At 59.6% G+C, this 19,216-nt stretch carries 18 protein-coding genes; 15 read left to right on the top strand and 3 right to left on the bottom strand.

Going from position 1 to position 19,216, the window contains the following annotated elements; translation table 11 throughout:
* Positions 1 to 90: 90 nt before the first annotated feature.
* Positions 91 to 1,404 (bottom strand): ammonium transporter, encoded by a 1,314-nt coding sequence (locus tag TR61_RS02245; protein WP_050927918.1) that lies wholly within the window; start codon positions 1,402 to 1,404, stop codon positions 91 to 93.
* A gap of 28 nt (positions 1,405 to 1,432) precedes the next feature.
* Positions 1,433 to 1,771 (bottom strand): P-II family nitrogen regulator, encoded by a 339-nt coding sequence (locus tag TR61_RS02240; RefSeq protein WP_050927991.1) that lies wholly within the window; start codon positions 1,769 to 1,771, stop codon positions 1,433 to 1,435.
* Between the two features lie 254 nt (positions 1,772 to 2,025).
* Here TR61_RS02240 and TR61_RS02235 point away from each other — a divergent pair, with 254 nt between their 5' ends.
* Positions 2,026 to 4,203, top strand: a complete 2,178-nt coding sequence (locus TR61_RS02235) for a transglycosylase domain-containing protein (RefSeq protein ID WP_050927917.1) — start codon at positions 2,026 to 2,028, stop codon at positions 4,201 to 4,203.
* Positions 4,204 to 4,525: 322 nt separating this feature from the next.
* On the opposite strand, the gene TR61_RS02230 is transcribed toward TR61_RS02235, so the two are convergent.
* On the bottom strand, positions 4,526 to 5,917 hold the full coding sequence (locus tag TR61_RS02230) for an aminotransferase family protein (RefSeq protein WP_050927916.1): 1,392 nt from the start codon (positions 5,915 to 5,917) through the stop codon (positions 4,526 to 4,528).
* A 392-nt stretch (positions 5,918 to 6,309) separates the two neighbouring features.
* Between TR61_RS02230 and TR61_RS02225 the strand changes: the two genes are divergently transcribed.
* From TR61_RS02225 to TR61_RS02160, 14 genes are all read left to right on the top strand, one after another.
* The gene (locus TR61_RS02225; RefSeq protein WP_050927990.1) at positions 6,310 to 7,323 is read left to right on the top strand and encodes a taurine ABC transporter substrate-binding protein; all 1,014 of its coding nucleotides are present in this window, start codon (positions 6,310 to 6,312) and stop codon (positions 7,321 to 7,323) included.
* 117 nt (positions 7,324 to 7,440) lie between these two features.
* Positions 7,441 to 8,247 (top strand): taurine ABC transporter ATP-binding protein, encoded by an 807-nt coding sequence (locus TR61_RS02220; RefSeq protein WP_050927989.1) that lies wholly within the window; start codon positions 7,441 to 7,443, stop codon positions 8,245 to 8,247.
* Positions 8,244 to 9,509: an ABC transporter permease gene (locus tag TR61_RS02215; RefSeq protein ID WP_050927915.1), complete on the top strand. Its 1,266-nt coding sequence runs from the start codon at positions 8,244 to 8,246 to the stop codon at positions 9,507 to 9,509. The genes TR61_RS02220 and TR61_RS02215 overlap by 4 nt, the downstream gene beginning before the upstream one ends.
* 941 nt (positions 9,510 to 10,450) lie before the next feature.
* On the top strand, positions 10,451 to 10,726 hold the full coding sequence (locus TR61_RS02210) for an STAS domain-containing protein (RefSeq protein WP_157440800.1): 276 nt from the start codon (positions 10,451 to 10,453) through the stop codon (positions 10,724 to 10,726).
* A gap of 12 nt (positions 10,727 to 10,738) precedes the next feature.
* Positions 10,739 to 11,113 carry a response regulator gene (locus tag TR61_RS02205; RefSeq protein ID WP_050927913.1) on the top strand — a complete coding sequence of 125 codons (375 nt, stop codon included), beginning with the start codon at positions 10,739 to 10,741 and terminating at the stop codon, positions 11,111 to 11,113.
* Between the two features lies 1 nt (position 11,114).
* Complete coding sequence (locus TR61_RS02200; protein ID WP_050927912.1) at positions 11,115 to 13,208, top strand: chemotaxis protein CheA; 2,094 nt, start codon at positions 11,115 to 11,117, stop codon at positions 13,206 to 13,208.
* Between the two features lies 1 nt (position 13,209).
* On the top strand, positions 13,210 to 13,677 hold the full coding sequence (locus TR61_RS02195) for a chemotaxis protein CheW (protein ID WP_050927911.1): 468 nt from the start codon (positions 13,210 to 13,212) through the stop codon (positions 13,675 to 13,677).
* Entirely contained in the window at positions 13,674 to 14,561 is an 888-nt protein-coding gene (locus tag TR61_RS02190; RefSeq protein ID WP_050927910.1) for a CheR family methyltransferase, read from the top strand. The genes TR61_RS02195 and TR61_RS02190 overlap by 4 nt, the downstream gene beginning before the upstream one ends.
* A 4-nt stretch (positions 14,562 to 14,565) precedes the next feature.
* Entirely contained in the window at positions 14,566 to 14,955 is a 390-nt protein-coding gene (locus TR61_RS02185) for a response regulator (RefSeq protein WP_050927909.1), read from the top strand.
* A gap of 29 nt (positions 14,956 to 14,984) precedes the next feature.
* The gene (locus TR61_RS02180; RefSeq protein WP_157440799.1) at positions 14,985 to 15,326 is read left to right on the top strand and encodes a hypothetical protein; all 342 of its coding nucleotides are present in this window, start codon (positions 14,985 to 14,987) and stop codon (positions 15,324 to 15,326) included.
* A 284-nt stretch (positions 15,327 to 15,610) separates the two neighbouring features.
* On the top strand, positions 15,611 to 15,949 hold the full coding sequence (locus tag TR61_RS02175) for a hypothetical protein (protein WP_050927907.1): 339 nt from the start codon (positions 15,611 to 15,613) through the stop codon (positions 15,947 to 15,949).
* Positions 15,950 to 16,015: 66 nt separating this feature from the next.
* Positions 16,016 to 16,996, top strand: coding sequence for a CheB methylesterase domain-containing protein (locus tag TR61_RS02170; RefSeq protein ID WP_082181806.1), 981 nt, complete (start codon positions 16,016 to 16,018; stop codon positions 16,994 to 16,996).
* Positions 16,996 to 17,553, top strand: a complete 558-nt coding sequence (locus tag TR61_RS02165) for a chemotaxis protein CheD (RefSeq protein ID WP_050927905.1) — start codon at positions 16,996 to 16,998, stop codon at positions 17,551 to 17,553. The genes TR61_RS02170 and TR61_RS02165 overlap by 1 nt, the downstream gene beginning before the upstream one ends.
* 323 nt (positions 17,554 to 17,876) lie before the next feature.
* Complete coding sequence (locus TR61_RS02160; RefSeq protein ID WP_050927904.1) at positions 17,877 to 19,205, top strand: glycosyltransferase; 1,329 nt, start codon at positions 17,877 to 17,879, stop codon at positions 19,203 to 19,205.
* The last annotated feature ends 11 nt before the right edge of the window (positions 19,206 to 19,216 follow it).

Below are 19,216 nucleotides of genomic sequence, written 5' to 3'. Positions count from 1 at the left end.
CTGCTTCTTTCCGGCCAAAAATACCCCACACAACAAAAAACCCGGGCGCGAACGCCCGGGCAGTTGATCTAAGACTGACGGAAGGAGATATCAGCCTTTGGAGAATTCCGGGTATGCCTCCATGCCCAGTTCGGACATGTCCAGACCGTTGATCTCGTCCTCTTCGCTGACACGGATGCCCATGACCGCTTTGAGGATGAACCACACCACAAGGCTGGCGACGAAGGTGAACACACCATAGGCCACAATACCTGTGATTTGCGTACCCAGCGAGGCGTCGGAGTTGTAGAACACAACCGCGATGGTGCCCCAGATGCCTGCGAACAGGTGGACCGGGATGGCGCCGACAACGTCGTCGATTTTCAGCTTGTCCAGCATCGGCACGGTCAGAACCACGATCACACCACCGATGGCACCGATCCACAGAGCACCGAAGAGCGTGGGTGCCAGAGGTTCGGCCGTGATGGACACGAGGCCCGCCAGTGCGCCGTTCAGAACCATGGTCAAGTCAGGCTTTTTGTAGAGAACCTGGGTCAGGATCAGAGCGGTCACCGCACCGGCAGCAGCTGCCATGTTGGTGTTTGCAAAGATCCGGCTAACGTCCGACACGTCACCCACGGTGCCCATTGCCAGCTGCGAGCCGCCGTTGAAGCCGAACCAACCCAGCCACAGGATGAATGTCCCCAATGTGGCCAGCGCCAGGTTCGAACCGGGCATCGGGTTCACTTTGCCGTCCTTGTACTTGCCCAGACGCGGACCCAGCACAATCGCACCAGCCAGAGCAGCCCAGCCACCGACCGAGTGCACAACAGTCGAACCGGCGAAGTCGGAGAAGCCCATCTCAGACAGCCAGCCGCCGCCCCACTGCCAGGAGCCCGAGATCGGGTACATCACGCCGGTCAGAACGACGACGAAGATCAGGAAGGGCCAAAGCTTGATACGCTCAGCCAGCGCACCCGACACGATCGAGGCGGTGGCAGCAACAAACACCAGCTGGAAGAAGAAGTCCGAGCCGACGGAGGCGTAATCAAGTGCCGCGTCCTCAGCCGAGACGCCAACCGGGTCCAGCACGGTGGGCACGAAGAACGAGCCGACATAGCCGTTGAAGTCGCCCGGATACATCAGGTTGAAGCCCATCAGCCAATACATGATGGCCGCAATCGAATAGAGACCGATGTTCTTGGTCATCTGCATGGTGACGTTTTTCGAACGCACCAGACCGCCTTCGAGCATGGCAAAACCAGCAGCCATGAAGAAGACCAGGAAGCCTGCCATACAGAACAGCAGGGTCGTCATGATATAGGGGCCGATCTCGTCAAAGCCGGGCGCGGCGTCCTGCGCGAGTGCCAGCGTCGGCAGCGCGGTCAGCGCTGCTGCGGTGGCAAGTACCTTAAAGTTTTTCATATTGCGTATCCCTAGGTTGCAGCTGTGATTACAGCGCGTCTTCGTTGGTTTCGCCGGTGCGCACGCGGATCGCCTGCTGCACGTCGAGAACGAAAATCTTGCCGTCACCGATCTTGCCGGTCTGTGCCGTCTTGGTGATGGTTTCGACGATCTGGTCGACCATCGACGCCGCCACGACGATTTCCAGTTTGATTTTCGGGACGAAGTTCACAGCGTATTCAGCGCCGCGATAGATTTCGGTATGGCCGGACTGAGACCCAAAGCCTTTGATTTCAGTCACCATCATGCCGCGTACGCCGGCTTCGGTGAGGGCTTCACGCACCTCTTCCAGCTTGAACGGTTTGATTGTTGCAATGATGAGTTTCACACGCATCCCCTTCGATTGGCGGGTCTCCCCGCGTTGGTGGGGGGAGAAAGAGCGCGAATAGAGATGTAAGGGAACGGCGGCGCAGGGTCAGATGGTCCCCGGATTCCGCGAAGTTGCATAATTTTTGCACAAATTTCGGATTATGATTAAAAATTGTGCACATCGAGAAGGCGTGAATTTGGTTTGAACCGGTCTCAACAAACGGCACAGAAGCGGTTATGGTAGCTTAAAACAAAGGCCGGGCAGGGCGCAGTATGAGTGATTCACGACGGCGGAAACCGCCTTTGGTTGCAGAACGGCGGTATCCTTCCGGATCGTCAAAGGCGGCGGCTAAGCGGAAGACCACCAAGTCAAAGCCCAAAAAAACCACCAGGCGTAAAAGGACTGCGCGCAAGCCCGGACTGCGTGGCTGGATCGGCGCGGTTCTGGGCTGGATCGCGCGGTTGGTCTGGTGGGTGACCTGGCGCGTCAGTGCGCTGGCCGCTGCCATCCTTGGCATCTTCGTGGGCGTGCAATATCTGTCGCTGCCCGATGTCACCGCGCTTTTGGATGGGCGCGCGCGCGGATCTGTGACCATGCTGGACCGGGACGGCGCGGTTTTTGCCTGGCGGGGGGAGCAGTTTGGCGGCGTGGTCACGGCGGACACGGTCTCGCCCCATCTGAAGAACGCCATCATCGCGACGGAAGACCGCCGCTTTTACCGCCATTTCGGTGTCAGCCCGCGTGGCATCGCAAGCGCCGTGCGCATCAACCTGAGCGAAGGGCGCGGGCCGCTGTCGGGCCATGGCGGATCGACCATCACGCAGCAGACCGCAAAGCTGTTGTGTCTGGGAGAACCGTATGATCCGAATTCTGGTCTGACCGAGGCGCAGTATGAAGCCGATTGCCGGCGGGGATCGCTGTCGCGCAAGGCGAAAGAAGCGATCTATGCGCTGGCGATGGAGCTGAAATACTCCAAGGACGAAATCCTGACGATTTACATGAACCGCGCGTTCCTGGGCGCGGGCGCGCGGGGGTTTGAGGCGGCAAGCCAGCGCTATTTCGGGAAGTCGGCGGCCGAGGTGAACCCGTCGGAGGCGGCGATGCTGGCGGGGCTTCTGGTGGCGCCGACGCGGTTCGCGCCCACGAATGATCTTCAGCGGTCGCAAAATCGGGCGGCAACGATCCTGCGGCTGATGAACGAGCAGGGCTATCTGAGTGACAGCGAGAGGGCCTATGCGACCGCCAACCCGGCCGAGTTGAGCGAGGCGGCAGCGGCGCGTGCGGGGGGCTATTTCGCCGATTGGGTGATGTCGTCGGGGCCGGAGTATTTCACGCGCAACACGACCGAGGATGTGATCATTCGCACCACGTTGGATCAGCGGCTGCAGAAGGCGGCCGAGGATGCGATGCTGGAGATCTTTGAAAACAAGGTGCGCGAGGGATCGAAAGCGCAGGCCGCAATCGTCGTAATGAGCGCCGACGGCGCCGTGCGCGCCATGGTGGGCGGACGCAAGACGCAGGTGGCCGGTGCCTTCAACCGCGCCACGCAGGCGCTGCGGCAGACGGGGTCTTCGTTCAAGCCCTTCGTCTATGGCGCAGCGCTGGATCTTGGCTATTCACCGCTGGATACGGTCGAGGATGCGCCGTTCTGCATGAACATCCCCGGATCGGGCGAATGGTGCCCGCGCAACTATACCAATCAGTTCTTCGGGCGAGTGACGCTGACGCAGGCGCTGAAGGATTCTCTGAATATACCGGCTGTGAAGATCTCGGAATCCGTGGGGCGCGAGGCGGTGCGGACGGTGGCCGAGGGCTTTGGGATCGAGAGCGATCTGGCCCTGGGTCCGGCGCTGGCGCTTGGGGCGTCGGAAAGCACGCTGATCGAGATGACGGGCGCCTATGCCGGCATCCTGAACGGCGGATCGGCGGTGGAGCCCTACGGCATGCTTGAACTGCGCCTGTTGGGCGATGATGCGCCGCTGATGGGCACGGATGGCGGGATCGGCGAACGGGTGTTGCAGGAAGATGCCGCGCGCCAGCTGATCTGGATGATGGAGAAGGTGGTCAGTGAAGGATCGGGGCGCCGGGCCGCGCTGCCCGACAGGCAGGCGGCGGGCAAGACAGGCACGACACAGGCGGCGCGCGATGCCTGGTTCATTGGCTTCACCGCCGATTACGTCGCGGGTGTCTGGATGGGCTATGACGACAATACACCCCTGTCCGGCGTAACGGGCGGCGGGCTGCCGGCGGAGATCTGGCGGGAGACGATGCTGCGGGTACATGACGGCCTGCCGGTACGGCCGCTGCCGGTGCTGGTGCCGCGCGGGGCGCCGCAGGACCGGGGCGGGCAGCCGCAGACGGTGGAGGGGATCCTGGACCGGATGCTGCGTGACATCTTTGGCGGAAATGGTGGCGGGCAGGCGCCGCGCCCCTCGGGCGGCGACCGTTAACACTCTCAAGAACAAGGTTAACGCCCCTTTTCTAAGGGATTTGGCGGTATGATGTGCGTGCAAAGCTGGTGCACAACCCGCGCACCGGTTTGTATGACCGGCGCGGGCGTTAACGCGCCGCGCGGTGGATTTGCCGAATGGAAAGGGATGGTTGAGAGTTTGGCCTGGCTGGGGCAATCGGCTGCGGGCCATAGGGGATGCGTGTCAGGCATCCTTTTCGCTGAACGCCCCGAAGCAGGCCTGGGGCGCGAAATGTGAGGGTCGCGTCCCAGGTCTGTGAGAGGGAGAGGCCCCGGATCAGGTCCGGGGCGCGTTTGGGTTTTTATCCGAACACGCGGCCCAGGGCCTGGTCGACGGCATCGGTCAGGTGGTCGATATCGTCGGGTGTCGCGATCAGCGCGGGCGAGAAGCAGAGCGTGTTGTTCTTGCCGGGCACCGAGCGGTTGGTCACGCCGATAATCACCCCTTGCGCCATGCAATCCGCCACGACCGCTTGGGCCAGCTTTTCGTCCACCGGATCCCTGGTGCCGCGATCCGCCACCAGTTCGGCCCCGCAGAAGAGGCCCTTGCCGCGCACATCGCCGATCACGGCGTGTTTCTCCATCAGGGCATGGAGATTGCCCATCAGGCGTTCGCCCATGTCGAGGGTGTTTTGCAGCAGGCCTTCATCTTCGATGATGCGCATGTTTTCGATGGCCGCCGCAGGGCCCGCGGTGCAGCCGCCGAAGGTGGAGATGTCGCGGAAATAGTTCAGCTTGTCTTCGGGGGCGTCCTTGAATTTCTCGAACACCTCTTCGGTGGTGACAAGGCAGGCGATGGCGGCATAGCCGGAGGCAACGCCCTTGGCCATGGTCACCATGTCGGGTTTCACGCCGTAGTTCTGATAGCCGAACCATGTACCGGTGCGGCCCACACCGCAGACAACCTCGTCGATATGCAGCAGGATGTCGTATTTCTTGCAGATCTCCTGCACAAGTTCCCAATAGCCCTCTGGCGGGGTGATGACGCCGCCACCTGCGGTCACGGGTTCGAGGCAGAGTGCGCCCACGGTGTCGGGGCCTTCGCGCAGGATGACCGCCTCGATCTGATCTGCGGCCCATTCGCCGTAGTTCTGATCCGGCGCGCCGTCCTGTTCGTGTTTGCGGTATTCCAGGCAGTGGGGTACGCGCACAAAGCCCGGTGCGAAGGGGCCGTATTGGGCGTTGCGTTCGTCCTGACCGCCCGCGCTGAGGCAGCCGATGGTGGTGCCGTGATAGTCGCGGTCGCGGTAGAGGATCTTGTGCTTCTTGCCGCCGTATTTTGCATGCGCAATCTGGCGGACCATCTTAAAGGCTTTCTCGTTCGCCTCGGAGCCGGAGTTGCAGTAATAGACGCGGCTCATGCCCGGCATCTTGTCGATCAGGCGTTCGGCAAAAATCGCACCGGGGACAGACCCGGCGGCACCGGCAAAATAGTTCAGCTTGATCAGCTGGTCGCGCACGGCGTTGGCGATGCTTTCACGGCCATAGCCCACATTCACCGTCCAGACCGCGCCCGAGACGCCGTCGAGATGTTCCTTGCCCTTCTGGTCCCACACTTTCATGCCCTTGCCTTCGACGATGATGCGGGGATCGGAGGTTTCATAGGGTTTGTGCTGGGTCAGGTGGTGCCAGATGTGGCTGCGGTCGGCTTCGACCACGTGGCTGATGTCGTTTTCATTGAACGTGCCGTCCATGACGTCCTTCTCCCTTATGGATGTGCGCGGCGGGGCAAGCCGGATTGCGGCTTTGATCCCACTTTATTCGTACATGCGAAGGATTTGTGCAATTGGGTTAGGGCCAGTCTGCTGGGTGATCTGAGTCCAGTCACGGGTGGTTACCGCTGGGTCAATCGTGCCCCCGCGCCTTACATCCTTGGTTTTGGGGCGGAATTTTCCTTGCAGGACAGAGATTTGACCGCGACGGGCGCGGAAGGCCCTCAAAGAAAAACCATTGATCGGTGAGAGGATATGGTTTGGGATCAGGGTGGCCCGCTTGGACGGGTCGCGGTGCATGTGCACAGAATTCAGGCGGCGAAGGACCGTCTTAATGACAGCCACCCTGGAAGGTGGCGCAGATGGGAGAGATGATGATGACATTCAAAACAAAGCTCATGGGGGCTGCTGCCGGTTTGGCGATGATGACCGGTGCGCAGGCTGCGCTGGCTGGCGGCCATGGCGGCGAGATCACCGTGGGGTATTTCCTGGAATGGCCGATGCCGTTCCAATACGCCAAGGTCATGGGCACCTATGAAGAAGAGATGGGTGTGAAGATCAACTGGGTGAGCTTTGACACCGGGACCGCGATGAGTGCGGCCATGGCGTCGGGCGATGTACAGATGTCGGTCAGCCAGGGCGTGCCGCCTTTCGTTGTGGCCACAAGCGCCGGCCAGGATCTGCAGATCGTCGATGTGGCGGTGAGCTATTCCGACAATGACAATTGCGTGGTGCGCACCGATCTGGAGATCGACAAGGACAGCGCGGATGAGCTGGCGGGCAAGAAGGTGGCTGTGCCGTTGGGGACGGCGGCGCATTATGGCTTCCTCAAGCAGATGGATCACTTCGGCGTCGCGCTGGATAGCCTTGACGTGGTCGACATGGCGCCCGCAGATGGCGCGGCTGCGCTGAGCCAGGGATCGGTGGATATGGCCTGTGGCTGGGGCGGTGCGCTGCGGCGCATGAAGGAAAGCGGCAATGTGCTGCTGACCGGGGCCGAGAAGGAAGAGCTGGGCATTCTGGTGTTTGACGTGACCTCAGCTCCGGCTGGGTTCGTGGCGGAAGAAAGCGAGCTGGTGGCGAAGTTCCTGAAAGTGACTGCCGATGCCAACGCGATGTGGGCCGACGAGGCCAATCACGCGGAAATGCTGCCGGTGATCGCCAAGGATGCGGGTATGGACGAGGCCGACACGGCGGCGACCATGGCGACCTTCGTGTTCCCCAATGTCGACGACCAGCTGAGCGCGAAATGGCTGGGCGGTGGCGCGCAGGAATTCATGAAGGGCGTTGCGGATGTCTTTGTGAATGCAGGCTCCATCGACGCGGCGCTGGACAGCTATGAGAATGCCGTCAACACCGGGCCTCTGGCGGCTGCGCAGGGCATGTAAGATCGGCGCGGCGCATCTTTCGGGTGCGCCGCAACGCCTGCCCTGGGGCGGGCAAAAATCTTGGAAGATTTTTGCAAGGACGTTGCAACGTCCTTGCGCGCTCATGACGGGGACATCATGACCGGATTATCCATCGAGAATATCTCCATGCGGTTCGACCTGCCAAATGGCAGTTCGGTTCAAGCGCTGAAGGATGTGACGCTTCACCTGAAAGAAGGGGAATTGATGAGCGTGCTTGGCCCGTCGGGCTGCGGCAAGACCACGCTTTTGAATATCCTCGCGGGCTTTCTGGCCCCGACCGAAGGCCAGATCGTGATGAACGGCCATACGGTCAAGGGCCCGGACGCGGAACGCGGCATGGTCTTCCAGCAGGGCGCGTTGTTCGAATGGATGAGCGTGCGCGAGAATGTGGGCTTTGGGCCGTCGATGAAGGGCATGCCCAAGAACGACAAGGCCGAGATCGTGGACCATCTGCTGGATGTCGTCGGCCTGCAGGATTTCAAGGATAAGGCGGTTTATGAGCTGTCGGGCGGCATGCAGCAGCGTGTGGCGCTGGCGCGGTGCCTGGCTAATGACCCGGATGTCATCCTGATGGATGAGCCTCTGGGCGCGCTGGATGCGCTGACGCGCGAGAAGATGCAGGGGCTGGTTCTGAAGCTGTGGAAAGAGACCGGCAAGACCATCATCCTGATCACCCACTCGGTGGAGGAGGCGTTGCTCTTGGGCGAACGGCTTCTCGTCATGGCCCCGCGGCCGGGGCGCATTCACCGCGAATACCGTCTGCCCTTTGCCGAGATGGGCGTGGGCGCCGATCTGCGCGAGGTCAAGAAACATCCCGAATTCGGTGAGAAGCGCGAGGAGATCCTAGGCATGATCTGGGACATGGAAGAAGAGATCATGGGCCGGACGGAGGCAGCGCAATGATCCCCTTTCTGATCTATGCCGCGATTTTCATCGGATCGTTCTATATCATCCGCTTTCTGGTGAGCCGCACGGCGACGCAGGATTATACCTCGCTCAAGACGGTGACCTTCGGGGATGAAAGCGCCGTCGTTTCTGACCGCAAGGCCAGCGTGATTTCCATTGCCACGATTTTCCTGTTGTGGGGGATGTTCACCGGGTCGTCGCTGTTGCCATCCTTCCTGCACGCGCCGGGGCCATTCGAGGGCGCAACCACCTTCGAATACACCGTCGAAGCGAATGGCCAGACAGACACCGCCACGGTAACCGTGATCGTCCATCCCATCGGTGAAGATCCCGAGATTCCCGAGGTCGACCCTGGCGACGGCTTTGCCAAGAACGACATCACCGCAGTTGGCATGTGGCGGTCCGGCCTTGTGCGGGTGGATCGCAACGACGACCTGGGCCGCAACGAGGGTGCCACGGTGGTCGCCATCAACGGCGAACCCATCGCACCCGGCGGTTCGGTCGATGTGGCCAATGGCACCGTGACCCTGTCGGACAAGGGCACGCCGAATTTCCAGCCGGCCAAGGGCTGGCAGATGGAGCCGATCTGGTTGCCCGCTCCGGAAGCCGTTGTGCAGCGCATCGGTGAAATCGCGGATGAGGGCTTCCGCGGATCGACCCTGGCCGAGCATCTGGGATATTCGCTGTTCCGGGTGATCGTGGGCTTTTTCTTTGGCGCGCTGGTCGGCATCCCGCTGGGTTACGCCATGGGGCTGAGCAACTGGTTCCGCGGCTGGTTCGACCCGATCGTGGAATTCATGCGTCCCGTGCCGCCGCTGGCGCTGATCCCGCTGGTGATTATCTGGGCCGGGATTGGAGAGGTGGGCAAGATCATCCTTCTGTTCCTGGCGGCGCTTTGGATCATGGCGATTGCCGCGCGGTCGGGCGTATCGGGGGTGAAGATCTCCAAGGTGCATGCGGCCTATTCTCTGGGCGCCACGAAATGGCAGATCATGCGTCATGTGATCATTCCCAATTCCCTGCCGGATATCTTTACCGGTGCGCGCGTGGCCATGGGCGTGTGTTGGGGCACCGTTGTGGCGGCTGAACTGGTCGCGGCCGAGAAGGGCGCGGGCATGATGATCATGGTCGCTTCGAAGTTCCAGAACACCGATATCGTGATCATGGGGATCATCCTGATCGGTGTGATCGGGTTCGGTATCGACATGCTGATGCGCTGGGCCGAACGGGTGCTGGTGCCGTGGAAAGGCAAAGGCTGATCGCGGGGCAATGCCTGTTCACTGTGGGGAAATTGCTGCAGTTTCGGGCGATTTCGGGAAAACTTGGTATCTGGAGGCCTTTGGGGTGCCAGATATAGTTGATCTTGGCCGCCAGGCACCGTAGGAACCGTCTTACAGGTGCATAGACGCGGTAATGCAAACTGACGGCGGGGCTTGGGCGTGAAAGCGTTCGGGCCTCGTTTTCGTTTGGGGGGTACGGAATCAGAAAAGACGTCAGGTGCTCAGACGCGGTCTTCGCAATACAGCCACATGGGCTGCGCCCTGACGTCTTCCTGAACCAAGGTCCCCGCAAGCGGGTCTCCGGCCCAGCCACATCGGCTGTTGCCAGCCTTTGCAGCCGCAACGCACCCGGTCCGCCACGTCAAACCACGATCTTCGAAAAGACCCGTGGTCTGTCGCAACGCCCTTGGGCCTTTTGCACATCCGGTTCGACCCGAAGATCTCCCCGACTGAGCAGCCGACACCGTGGGTTCGCTGCATCCACGCCACCCTTCGCTTGCACCGCGTTTCAGGTCCGCCCGAGGGCATCTCAGACCCGCTATGCCGCGCTGTGAGCGCCGCGACCGCTTCGTGATCTTGCGACCGTCCGCGATAGGTAAACTGTGGCAAAGGGTTGGGATTCCGGCAAGAAAAATAATGGCTTAGATCGAAATTTCTTGTGGATAACCTGTTGATATCATTGTGGGAAATCGTGGGGCGATTGTTGTTTTTCCTGTGTGCTCAATCGGTTGTCAGAGAAACCCGCCTTTAAAAGGCCGGTTGCTTCGACATCGTCGAAATCTGCCTTCCGGCCCACGGTTCCGCGCGCAGTAAGGATAGGGAAGATTCGAATGAAATCCTGTTTCTCATTCACACCTTGTTAGCGGATTGGGCGTAATTCCTGCCTTTGAACAGTTCATCACTGCTGTAAGGAGATCATGGTGACGGCCCCGAAAACGGACCCTATCGATCTGTCATTGCCGATCTGGCGTGACGACCCGAAACAGTTGCAGACCGCCCTTCTGGAACAGGTTGCCGACGGTATTTGCGTCAAGGCCGATCTGCCGCGCCCGGCCGACACCCTGACCGTGCAGTTGATCCTGGCCGCGCGCCGCGCGGCAGAGGACGCGAGCAAACCCTTTGTCGTGGTGGAACCGTCCGAGGCCTTTCGGGACGGGCTTCAGACATTGGGCATCCATGACGACATTCTGGGATAAGGGGGCAGATCCGTGACCACTTCCGTGCTTGCCATCGACGATTCAGCCACGATCCGGGCGCTGGTGACCCAGACGCTGGAAAATGCAGGGTTCGACGTGACGACAGCCGTTGACGGGCAGGACGGGGTCGACCTGTTCCAGACCCGCCGGTTCGATGCGGTTATCACCGATATCAACATGCCGAACATGGATGGGTTTGGTGTGATCACTGCCATTCGCCAGAACAATGTGAACCCGCGTGTGCCGATCCTTGTTCTGACCACGGAAAGCGGTCAAAGCCTGAAGGACCGGGCGCGCGCAGCGGGGGCCACCGGGTGGATCGTGAAACCGTTCGAGGATACCGCCCTGGTCAATGTCCTCCGCCGTGTGACTTTGGGGGCTGGCTGACATGAGCATGGACAGCCTGAAAGCCACGTTTTTCGCCGAATGCGAGGATCTTTTGGACGCCCTGAGCGAAGGGTTGGCGGCCATGTCCGACGGCACGGCCGATCCGGAGACCGTGAACGCGATCTTTCGGGCGGTGCATTCGATCAAGGGGTCGGGCGGTGCCTTCGGCCTCGAGGATCTGGTGAGCTTTGCGCATATCTATGAAAACGTGCTGGATCAGATCCGCGCGGAAACCCTGGACGTGACACCGGCGGTGATGAAGACCGTCCTGCGCGCCAGCGATGTGCTGGCGGCGCTGGTGGAGGAGGCCCATGCCGAAACCGGCCAACAGCCGGAAGCGATGGCCGCGGTCAAAGCGGAACTGACCGCCCTGTCAAGCGTGGGAGGGGCATCTTCCGAAAGCGGGTTGGAGGACGCGTTCAGTTTTGAGGCGCTGCCGTTCGAAGCGATCGAATTGAGTGACCTTGGGGACTTGGGCGACGCGGGCGAGCTGACAGGCGATGCACGCTATCAGATCACCTTCAAGCCGGAGCGGGCGCTGTACGAAAACAGCCATGACCCAGTGATCCTTTTCATGGCGCTTGCGGACCTGGGCGATGTGGTTGTCGAATGTGACACGGACGCCCTGCCAGTCTTGGCGGATATCGACCCTGCGGAGAGTTATCTGTCGTGGACGGTCACCGTATCGGGTGATGTCTCCCGAGAAGAGATCGGCGCTGTCTTCGAATTCGTGGAGGGGCTGTGCACTCTTGAGATCGCGCTTGAGGAAACCGAAACTCTGCCTCCGGTGGGTGATGCTGTTGAACCGGACGGTGCGGTTGACGCGCCGATCACAGCAGCAGGGCCTTCGGAACCCGCCGGAAAGGCCCGTCAGTCGGCGCCGCAATCGAAACGACCCACGTTGCGCGTGGATCCCGATCGTGTGGACCGACTGATCAATACAGTTGGTGAGCTTATCATCAATCAGGCGGTGATCTCCCAAAAGGTTGTCGCGAGCGGGATTGCACAGAATTCGGATCTGATGGCAGACCTGGACGACTACGGATTTCTTGCGCGAGACATCCAGGAAGGCGTCATGGCGATCCGAGCCCAGCCGGTTAAACCGTTGTTTCAGCGCATGGCGCGTATCGCGCGCGAGGCTGGTGATGCCACAGGCAAAGATGTGAACTTCGTCATGGAAGGCGAGATGACGGAGATCGACAAAAGCCTTGTAGAACGCCTGACCGATCCGATGACCCATCTGGTCCGCAATGCGGTCGACCATGGGCTTGAGACTGGTGACGAGCGGCGCGCGGCAGGCAAGTCTTCGCAAGGTCAGCTATGCCTCAGCGCAGAACACCGCTCGGGCCATGTAATGATCACAGTGCGGGATGACGGTCGTGGTTTGAACCGCGAAAAGATCCTCGCCAAGGCGATCGAGCGCGGACTGGTTGCAAAGGATGCGAAACTGTCCGAGGCGGAGATAGACAATCTGCTTTTTGCGCCCGGATTCTCGACTGCGGAGACGGTCACGAACCTGTCCGGGCGCGGCGTTGGGATGGACGTGGTCCTGACCGAGATCCAATCCATGGGCGGGCGCATCGCGATTTCAAGCGAACCCGGGAAGGGGTCGGAGTTTTCGATCTCCCTCCCGTTGACGCTTGCGGTTCTTGATGGAATGGTCGTGACAGTCGCGGGGCAAACCCTGGTTCTTCCTCTGTCCTGCATTATCGAGACAATCCGCCCACGAACTGGGGACATTCGCCCACTTGGTCCGAACGGGCATGTGCTGTCAATTCGTGGCGCCTTTGTCCCCGTGGTCAGCCTTGGCGCGATTCTGGGCCTCGATAACTCCTGTGTCGATCCTGAAAGCAGCGTGCTTGTCCATATCCAATCGGGCGGCGCGAACCCGGTGGCGGTGTCGGTCGATGATATTTCGGACCAGCGGCAGGTCGTCATGAAAAGTCTTGAAGCCAACTATGGAGCCATTCCGGGCGTGTCGGCGGCGACGATCCTTGGGGACGGGAAAATCGCCCTCATCGTTGATCCCGACGCGGTCAGCAAGATGGCGATTGAAGCCGATGAAACTCCAATAACATTCGAGCTGGAGATCTAGAATGAGTGAACCCGTTGAATGGCAAGATGATCAGAATATCGAATTCGTGTCCCTTATCGCGGGCGGTCAGGGTTTCTGCATCGAAATCACGGAAATTCGAGAAATCCGTCGCTGGTCTCCCGTCACGCCGCTGCCCTTTTCGCAACCTGATGTTTTGGGTGTGATGAACCTGCGCGGTTCGGTTATCCCGATCATAGATCTGTCAGCGAAACTTGGACTGGGGGCAATCACGCCCACTGCGCGACACGTGATTATCGTTGTTGTGCTGAGCGATCGGACCGTGGGTTTGCTGGTGGATGCAGTCTCGGAAATTCTGACGATCCAGGGGGAAAACATTCGGTCGGCGCCCAATACTGGCCAGACGAATGATATTCGTTCGATACGCGGATTGGTGGAAGTCGGCGACGGCATGTCACGCGTGATTGATCTGCGCATTTTGTTCAACGACTCGTGCGACTTGGTGGCATGAAAGACTTGAAACTCCCTTCACACCAGTCTTTTCAGTTCTCGGACGAGGATTTTCGAAGCGTCGCGCGATGTGCGAAAGCCATTTTCGGACTGCATTTGGAAACTTCGAAAAAAGCGCTGATCCAGGCCCGGCTTGCAAAAAGGTTGCGCGCTACAGGCGCTCAAAGCGTGTCTGATTACTGCGCGATGGTTCAATCGGAACGTACCCGGGAAAAAGACCCGTTCATCTCGGCGCTCACGACCAATGTCACACATTTCTTCAGGGAACGTCACCACTTCGATTATCTGGAGAAACAGGTACTGCCAGGGCTTTTGAGTGAAGCACGGAAGGGCCGGCGTGTCCGCATTTGGTCGGCGGGCTGTTCCACGGGGCAAGAGGCCTATTCCATTGCGGGAACACTCCTTTCGATGTCACCGGACGTGCTGCGGCAAGACATTCAGATCCTTGCAACCGATGTGGATCCAGCTGCGCTGGAGACAGCAAGGCGTGGTGTCTATGCAAGCGATGAATGCCGGTTCGATGATCCCGCAGATATCAGAAAGGTTTTTGCGAGCTTCGATCGGGCGTCGTCACAAAACCACGTGAAGGCAGAGTTGAAAACCATGATCACGTTTCAGCGCTTGAATCTGATGGAGCATTGGTCGCATCAGGGAAGTTTCGACGTCATCTTCTGCCGAAACGTCGCGATCTATTTTGACAGGCCTGATCAAAGCAGGCTGTGGATGCGCTTTGTTGAGCGTTTGACCGAAGGCGGGTCGCTGATCATCGGTCACTCCGAACGGATTCACGGGCCGGCAGAAAACATCTTGGACGCTGTTGCGGTGACCACCTACCGGAAGGCGACCGCGTCGGCACAACCAACCAAGTTCAACAATCAAGGGTAAGACTATGGCACTGAAGGATGCACTGCGCGTGATGGTTGTTGATGACATGTCCGTCAGCCGCGGGCTGATCACACAAGCGTTGGAGGATATCGGAATCTGGAAAATCGAGACTCAAAACTCTGGTCAGGGCGCACTGGCTCAGCTTGTGACGAACCCCGTACACCTTGTCCTGTGCGACTATAACATGCCGGGGATGAATGGTTTGCAGTTACTGCATGGTCTGCGCACCAACAGTGCGACGCAGAAGATCGGCTTCATTCTTGTGACGGGCTCCCCCAATGAGCAGATGATCGCAATGGGCAAGAAGTTGGGCCTCAACAATCTGGTCAAGAAACCATTCACGAATGAAACGTTGAAGAAGTCCATCGAAATGGTCGTGGGGCGTATCTCTTGAGTGCGCGAAGAGAATCCGCGCCTGAGGGGGTGGCGCTGGCGTCCGCGATGCGTGCGATGGCTCTTGGCTTAGATAGGATGCGCGTTCTTTTGAATGACTATGAGCGGGAGTCTCTGACTGCGAGGGCGAACACGTCCTCACAACCGGTACCGCTTGCTGCGCAGAATATTGATGCGGTAACGCAGATACTTCGTGACACGAGCGCGCTTTTGAAAGTGCTGGAAGACGCCGTTCAGCCGGACCTTGTGGTGCCGTTGGAGCAGGTTCTCGAAACACTCAGGCTGGAATTTTATGTCGATTTGCTCTCACCGGGGGCTTGCGAAAATGCCAAAGGTGAACAAACGGTTATCGAGCTGTTTGACGACGCGTGACGAACGTAATCTCTCTTGTAGAGAGACTTTGCGCTGAGTGTGTACTGCCGGGGGATATGGAACCAATGCCGCCGCGTCTTTGGTCATCAGGTTTCGATAGCGCCTGGTCTTTTGGGTGTTGCGTAATCCTTGCTGTCGTTTGTCAACGATCCAACAGGGGTTTCTGTCACTGGGTCGGTTCCGACGGGCAAACGCGTCTGAAATCTGGTCAAATCCTTCGTGCGCTGCGCATGCCTTGCCGCAAAATGTCAAAGCCAGAGTGATCGGATCCGCCCCGTTTGAGAATGCCCGATCGCGAAAACCAAAAGGACGCAGGGGCTGGAGATATGTCAAAATTCCGCGCAGTGGCGGATGGAGAGAGCTTGAGTGCTACCTTCTGCTGGTTGAAAGCCGTTTCGCAGGAGGTGCAGCACAGATTGGCGACTTTGATCATTGCCGATCGCTACTGTCGGCTGGATTGGCTGTGCGCGGGGGAACCGCTGAACGGGATATTTCAGATGCGCGATCCTGACCCTTTTCGGTTGGATTTTCGGGCAGGGATTTCACAGCCGCCTGAAGACAGCAGTGACAGGAATATGCAGTCTTTGAGCATCGTTAATCTTGGGGTCACTTCTGCACGTTAGAACGGAGTGCAGCACCCGACGACCTGGCTCTCACCGGTCTTGAACTAACATCTTGAAAGAAGTCCGATGCACGTTGTTGTTGCAGATCCACAGAGATCTTGTGCCCACGATATTCGAGACCGGCTATTGGAGAGCGGGCGCAGCTTGCGGGTCGATATCGTGGCGGATTTGGTGGCCGCTTACGACATTGCAGAACACCGGGTTCCGGACCTGTTTTTTGTCAATACCGCCCTTGCCCGGCTGGCTGAATTTGAGGTTCTGCAGTTTCTGTTTCGCGCGCTGGCCATTCGTTGTGTTTTGCACCAGTCGGGCGGCCAATCGGACGCATCGATCGGACATGTCGGCAAGAGGGCAGGATTGCGTGTTGTTCACACGGATCAAGTTTGCGCCGTCCTGCGCGAGGCAAGCGTCGGCAGCTCGACATGTGACCGCCGGCCTTCGTCCGCACAACCGGATGCGCGCGGAGCGGAGTTTGATGACGGCGTGATTTTGCTTGGTGCATCGACTGGCGGGGTAGAGGCGTTGATTGAGGTTCTGGCAAGCTTCCCCAAGAACTGCCCGCCGACCTTTCTTGTGCAGCACACCAGTGCGCGTTTCACGGCGGGCCTGGCGCAATTGCTTGATTCTCACGTCACGCCCAAAGTGGTCGAGGCTGATCCAATTGGGCGGCCGGCGCCGGGCCAGATCCATGTGGCACCGGGGGGCGATCGACACTTGCATCTGCGTCCCGGTACGCCGCTGCGCATGCGGCTTGCGGCGTCACATACAGGCCAGGCCTATTGCCCTTCGGTGGATGAGTTGTTCCATTCGGCCGTTCCCTATGGCCAGAATGTGTCTGCAGCACTGTTGACCGGCATGGGACGTGACGGCGCGCAGGGACTGCTGGCCTTGCGTCGGGCCTGGGCGCGAACCTTCATTCAGGATGAACAAACATCGGTGGTCTATGGCATGCCCCGAGCGGCGTTTGAGTTGGGTGCCGCGGATCGCACATTGCCTGTTGGCGACATCGGCCCGGCCATACTGGCCTCGCGCAGGAGGTGGACGTGATGTCTTATGCACCCAATGGAGAGATGTGGAGCACGCACAAGGTGTTGTCCGTGGTGCAGGGGCAATACCGCGTGACGCGAGATCCGGGAGTGGCGATGTCCACGATTCTGGGCTCTTGCGTTTCGGTTGCGTTGTTCGACAGGTCGTCGGGTGTCGGAGGGATCAATCATTTTCTATTGCCGAGTTCGGGGCGCCCTGGCTGCAACGAGGTCAAATTCGGCGCGATGGCGAACGAGCTTCTTATCAATGAACTGCTGAAAATGGGCGCGAGCCGGTCGCACTTGCGCGCCAAGATTTTTGGTGGCGCGAATATCGTGGAACGGTTGGGTGACATCGGATCACGCAATGTCAGTTTCGCGCAGGACTACATGAAGCGTGAGGGGATCAGAATTGAGCAGGCGGATACCGGGGGAAGACAGGCACGCAGGTTGCATTTCCATCCGGTGAGCGGAGAGGCGAAAGTGTTTACGATCCCGATTGATCAGACGCAGACCCTTGCCGCGCGGGAAAGGCCGCGCCAGGCCCCAGCGCACGAGACGGACGTGACGCTGTTTTAGGCGGCGCGGCAGGGATGAATTTGGTTTCAAAAGAACGCGCTGTCAGATCCAAGCCCGCACGGTACAGGCCAGGACAAATGCGGCTTTGCGCTGAGGGGGAGCGCAGCAAGGAAGAGGCCATCGGCGTCACGCGCGATCGCCTTATCCGGTTCAACTTGGGCTTTTCGTGCCCCGCTACGAGAGACAGGCACGCGCCTTGATGATGCGCGCGGGAAGGCGCTTAATGATGGCCCAAGCCTCATTTGAAATTGATCCGGGAATCGCATCGGTGCCACTATTCAGCGGCACCGATTGCTTTCACACCCGGTTGTCGCAAGGACGCTATGGCCCATTACGGAATAGTCGCGCCCGAATTTGCCGGGCATCTGCTGCCCGCAGGTAGTCTGGGGACGGAACTGGTGCGCCGGGGACATCGTGTCACGGTTATTGCAAGTGATCGGTCCAAGCAGATGGCGCTTGATCTGGGCCTGAGTTTTGCGCGTTTCCCGGTAGATGTGGACAGGTATCGCAAGAACACCCTGCTGTCCAAGCTGGCCGATTTCGTTGGCGCGGGATCCTTTGTCAGATACCGCACCCGGTTGACGATACAGGGGCAGGATCTGCTGACACGGCTTCCCGATACGCTAAGGGACCTGCAGCTTGACGGGTTGATCATCGACCAGATCCTGCCGGCAGCGGCCGCTGTCGCGGATCAGCTGGACATCCCCTTTGTCACGCTGAGTGCGTCGCTTTTGAACAATGAAGATCGCGTGTCGCCTCCGGTTTATGTCGGGTGGACGCCGTCGACAACCGCACGGGGTCTGGCGAAAACCAGGCTGGCCTTTGCAGGGCGGCGCTGGGTGCATCAGCCGATGGTTAAGCTGATCAATAGACATCGCCGCAGTCATGGTCTGAAACCATGGCGGCATGTGGACGATGGCAATTCTGTGCTGGCGCAACTGGCGCAATCCTGCGCCGCCTTTGATTTTGCGCGCAGTGATGTACCTGCCAACCTGCACTATGTTGGCCATTTATCCGCAGATCGTCCGCAATCCGATCATGGATTTCCCTGGGACAGGCTGAATGGGCGGCCGTTGATCTATGCGTCGGTCGGCACGGTCGTGAATGATGCGAATGCGGCGGCGATCCGGACGATTCTGTCGGCTTGCGTCGGGGTGAACGCACAGTTAGTGATTGGACTTGGGGCATGGATCGACGGTGCGGGTGTGGGCAACATGGACTTGCCTGACCCGCGTCCCGAAGATGCTGTGATCGTGGGCTTTGCGCCGCAGGTGCAGCTTATTGAGCGCGCGGCGCTGGTGATTACCCATGCGGGAATGAATACGACCAACGAAGCGCTTGGAGCCGGTGTGCCGATGGTCGCATTGCCGCGCGGGGATGATCAGCCTGGTGTTGCATCGCGGATCAGGGCGTCGGGGGTTGGTGTGGTTGGGTCTTTTCGGAAATCCACGGCCGGGGAACTGCGTGGATTGATCGAAACGGTACTGAACGATCCCGGGTTCCGTGATCGCGCCCGGCAGATGCAGACCCACATGAAGGCTGCCGGCGGGGTGAAACTCGCTGCAGACATCACGGAGAAAGCCCTGAGCAGCAGGCAGCCTGTTTTGCGGGAGCAGACTGCGCTGCCAAGCGCAGTGGCGCAGCATTCATAGCGGGTGCAGAA

The organism is Aestuariivita boseongensis (assembly GCF_001262635.1).
Classification (GTDB): Bacteria; Pseudomonadota; Alphaproteobacteria; order Rhodobacterales; family Rhodobacteraceae; genus Aestuariivita; species Aestuariivita boseongensis.
This window is presented reverse-complemented; position numbering and strand designations above follow the sequence as displayed.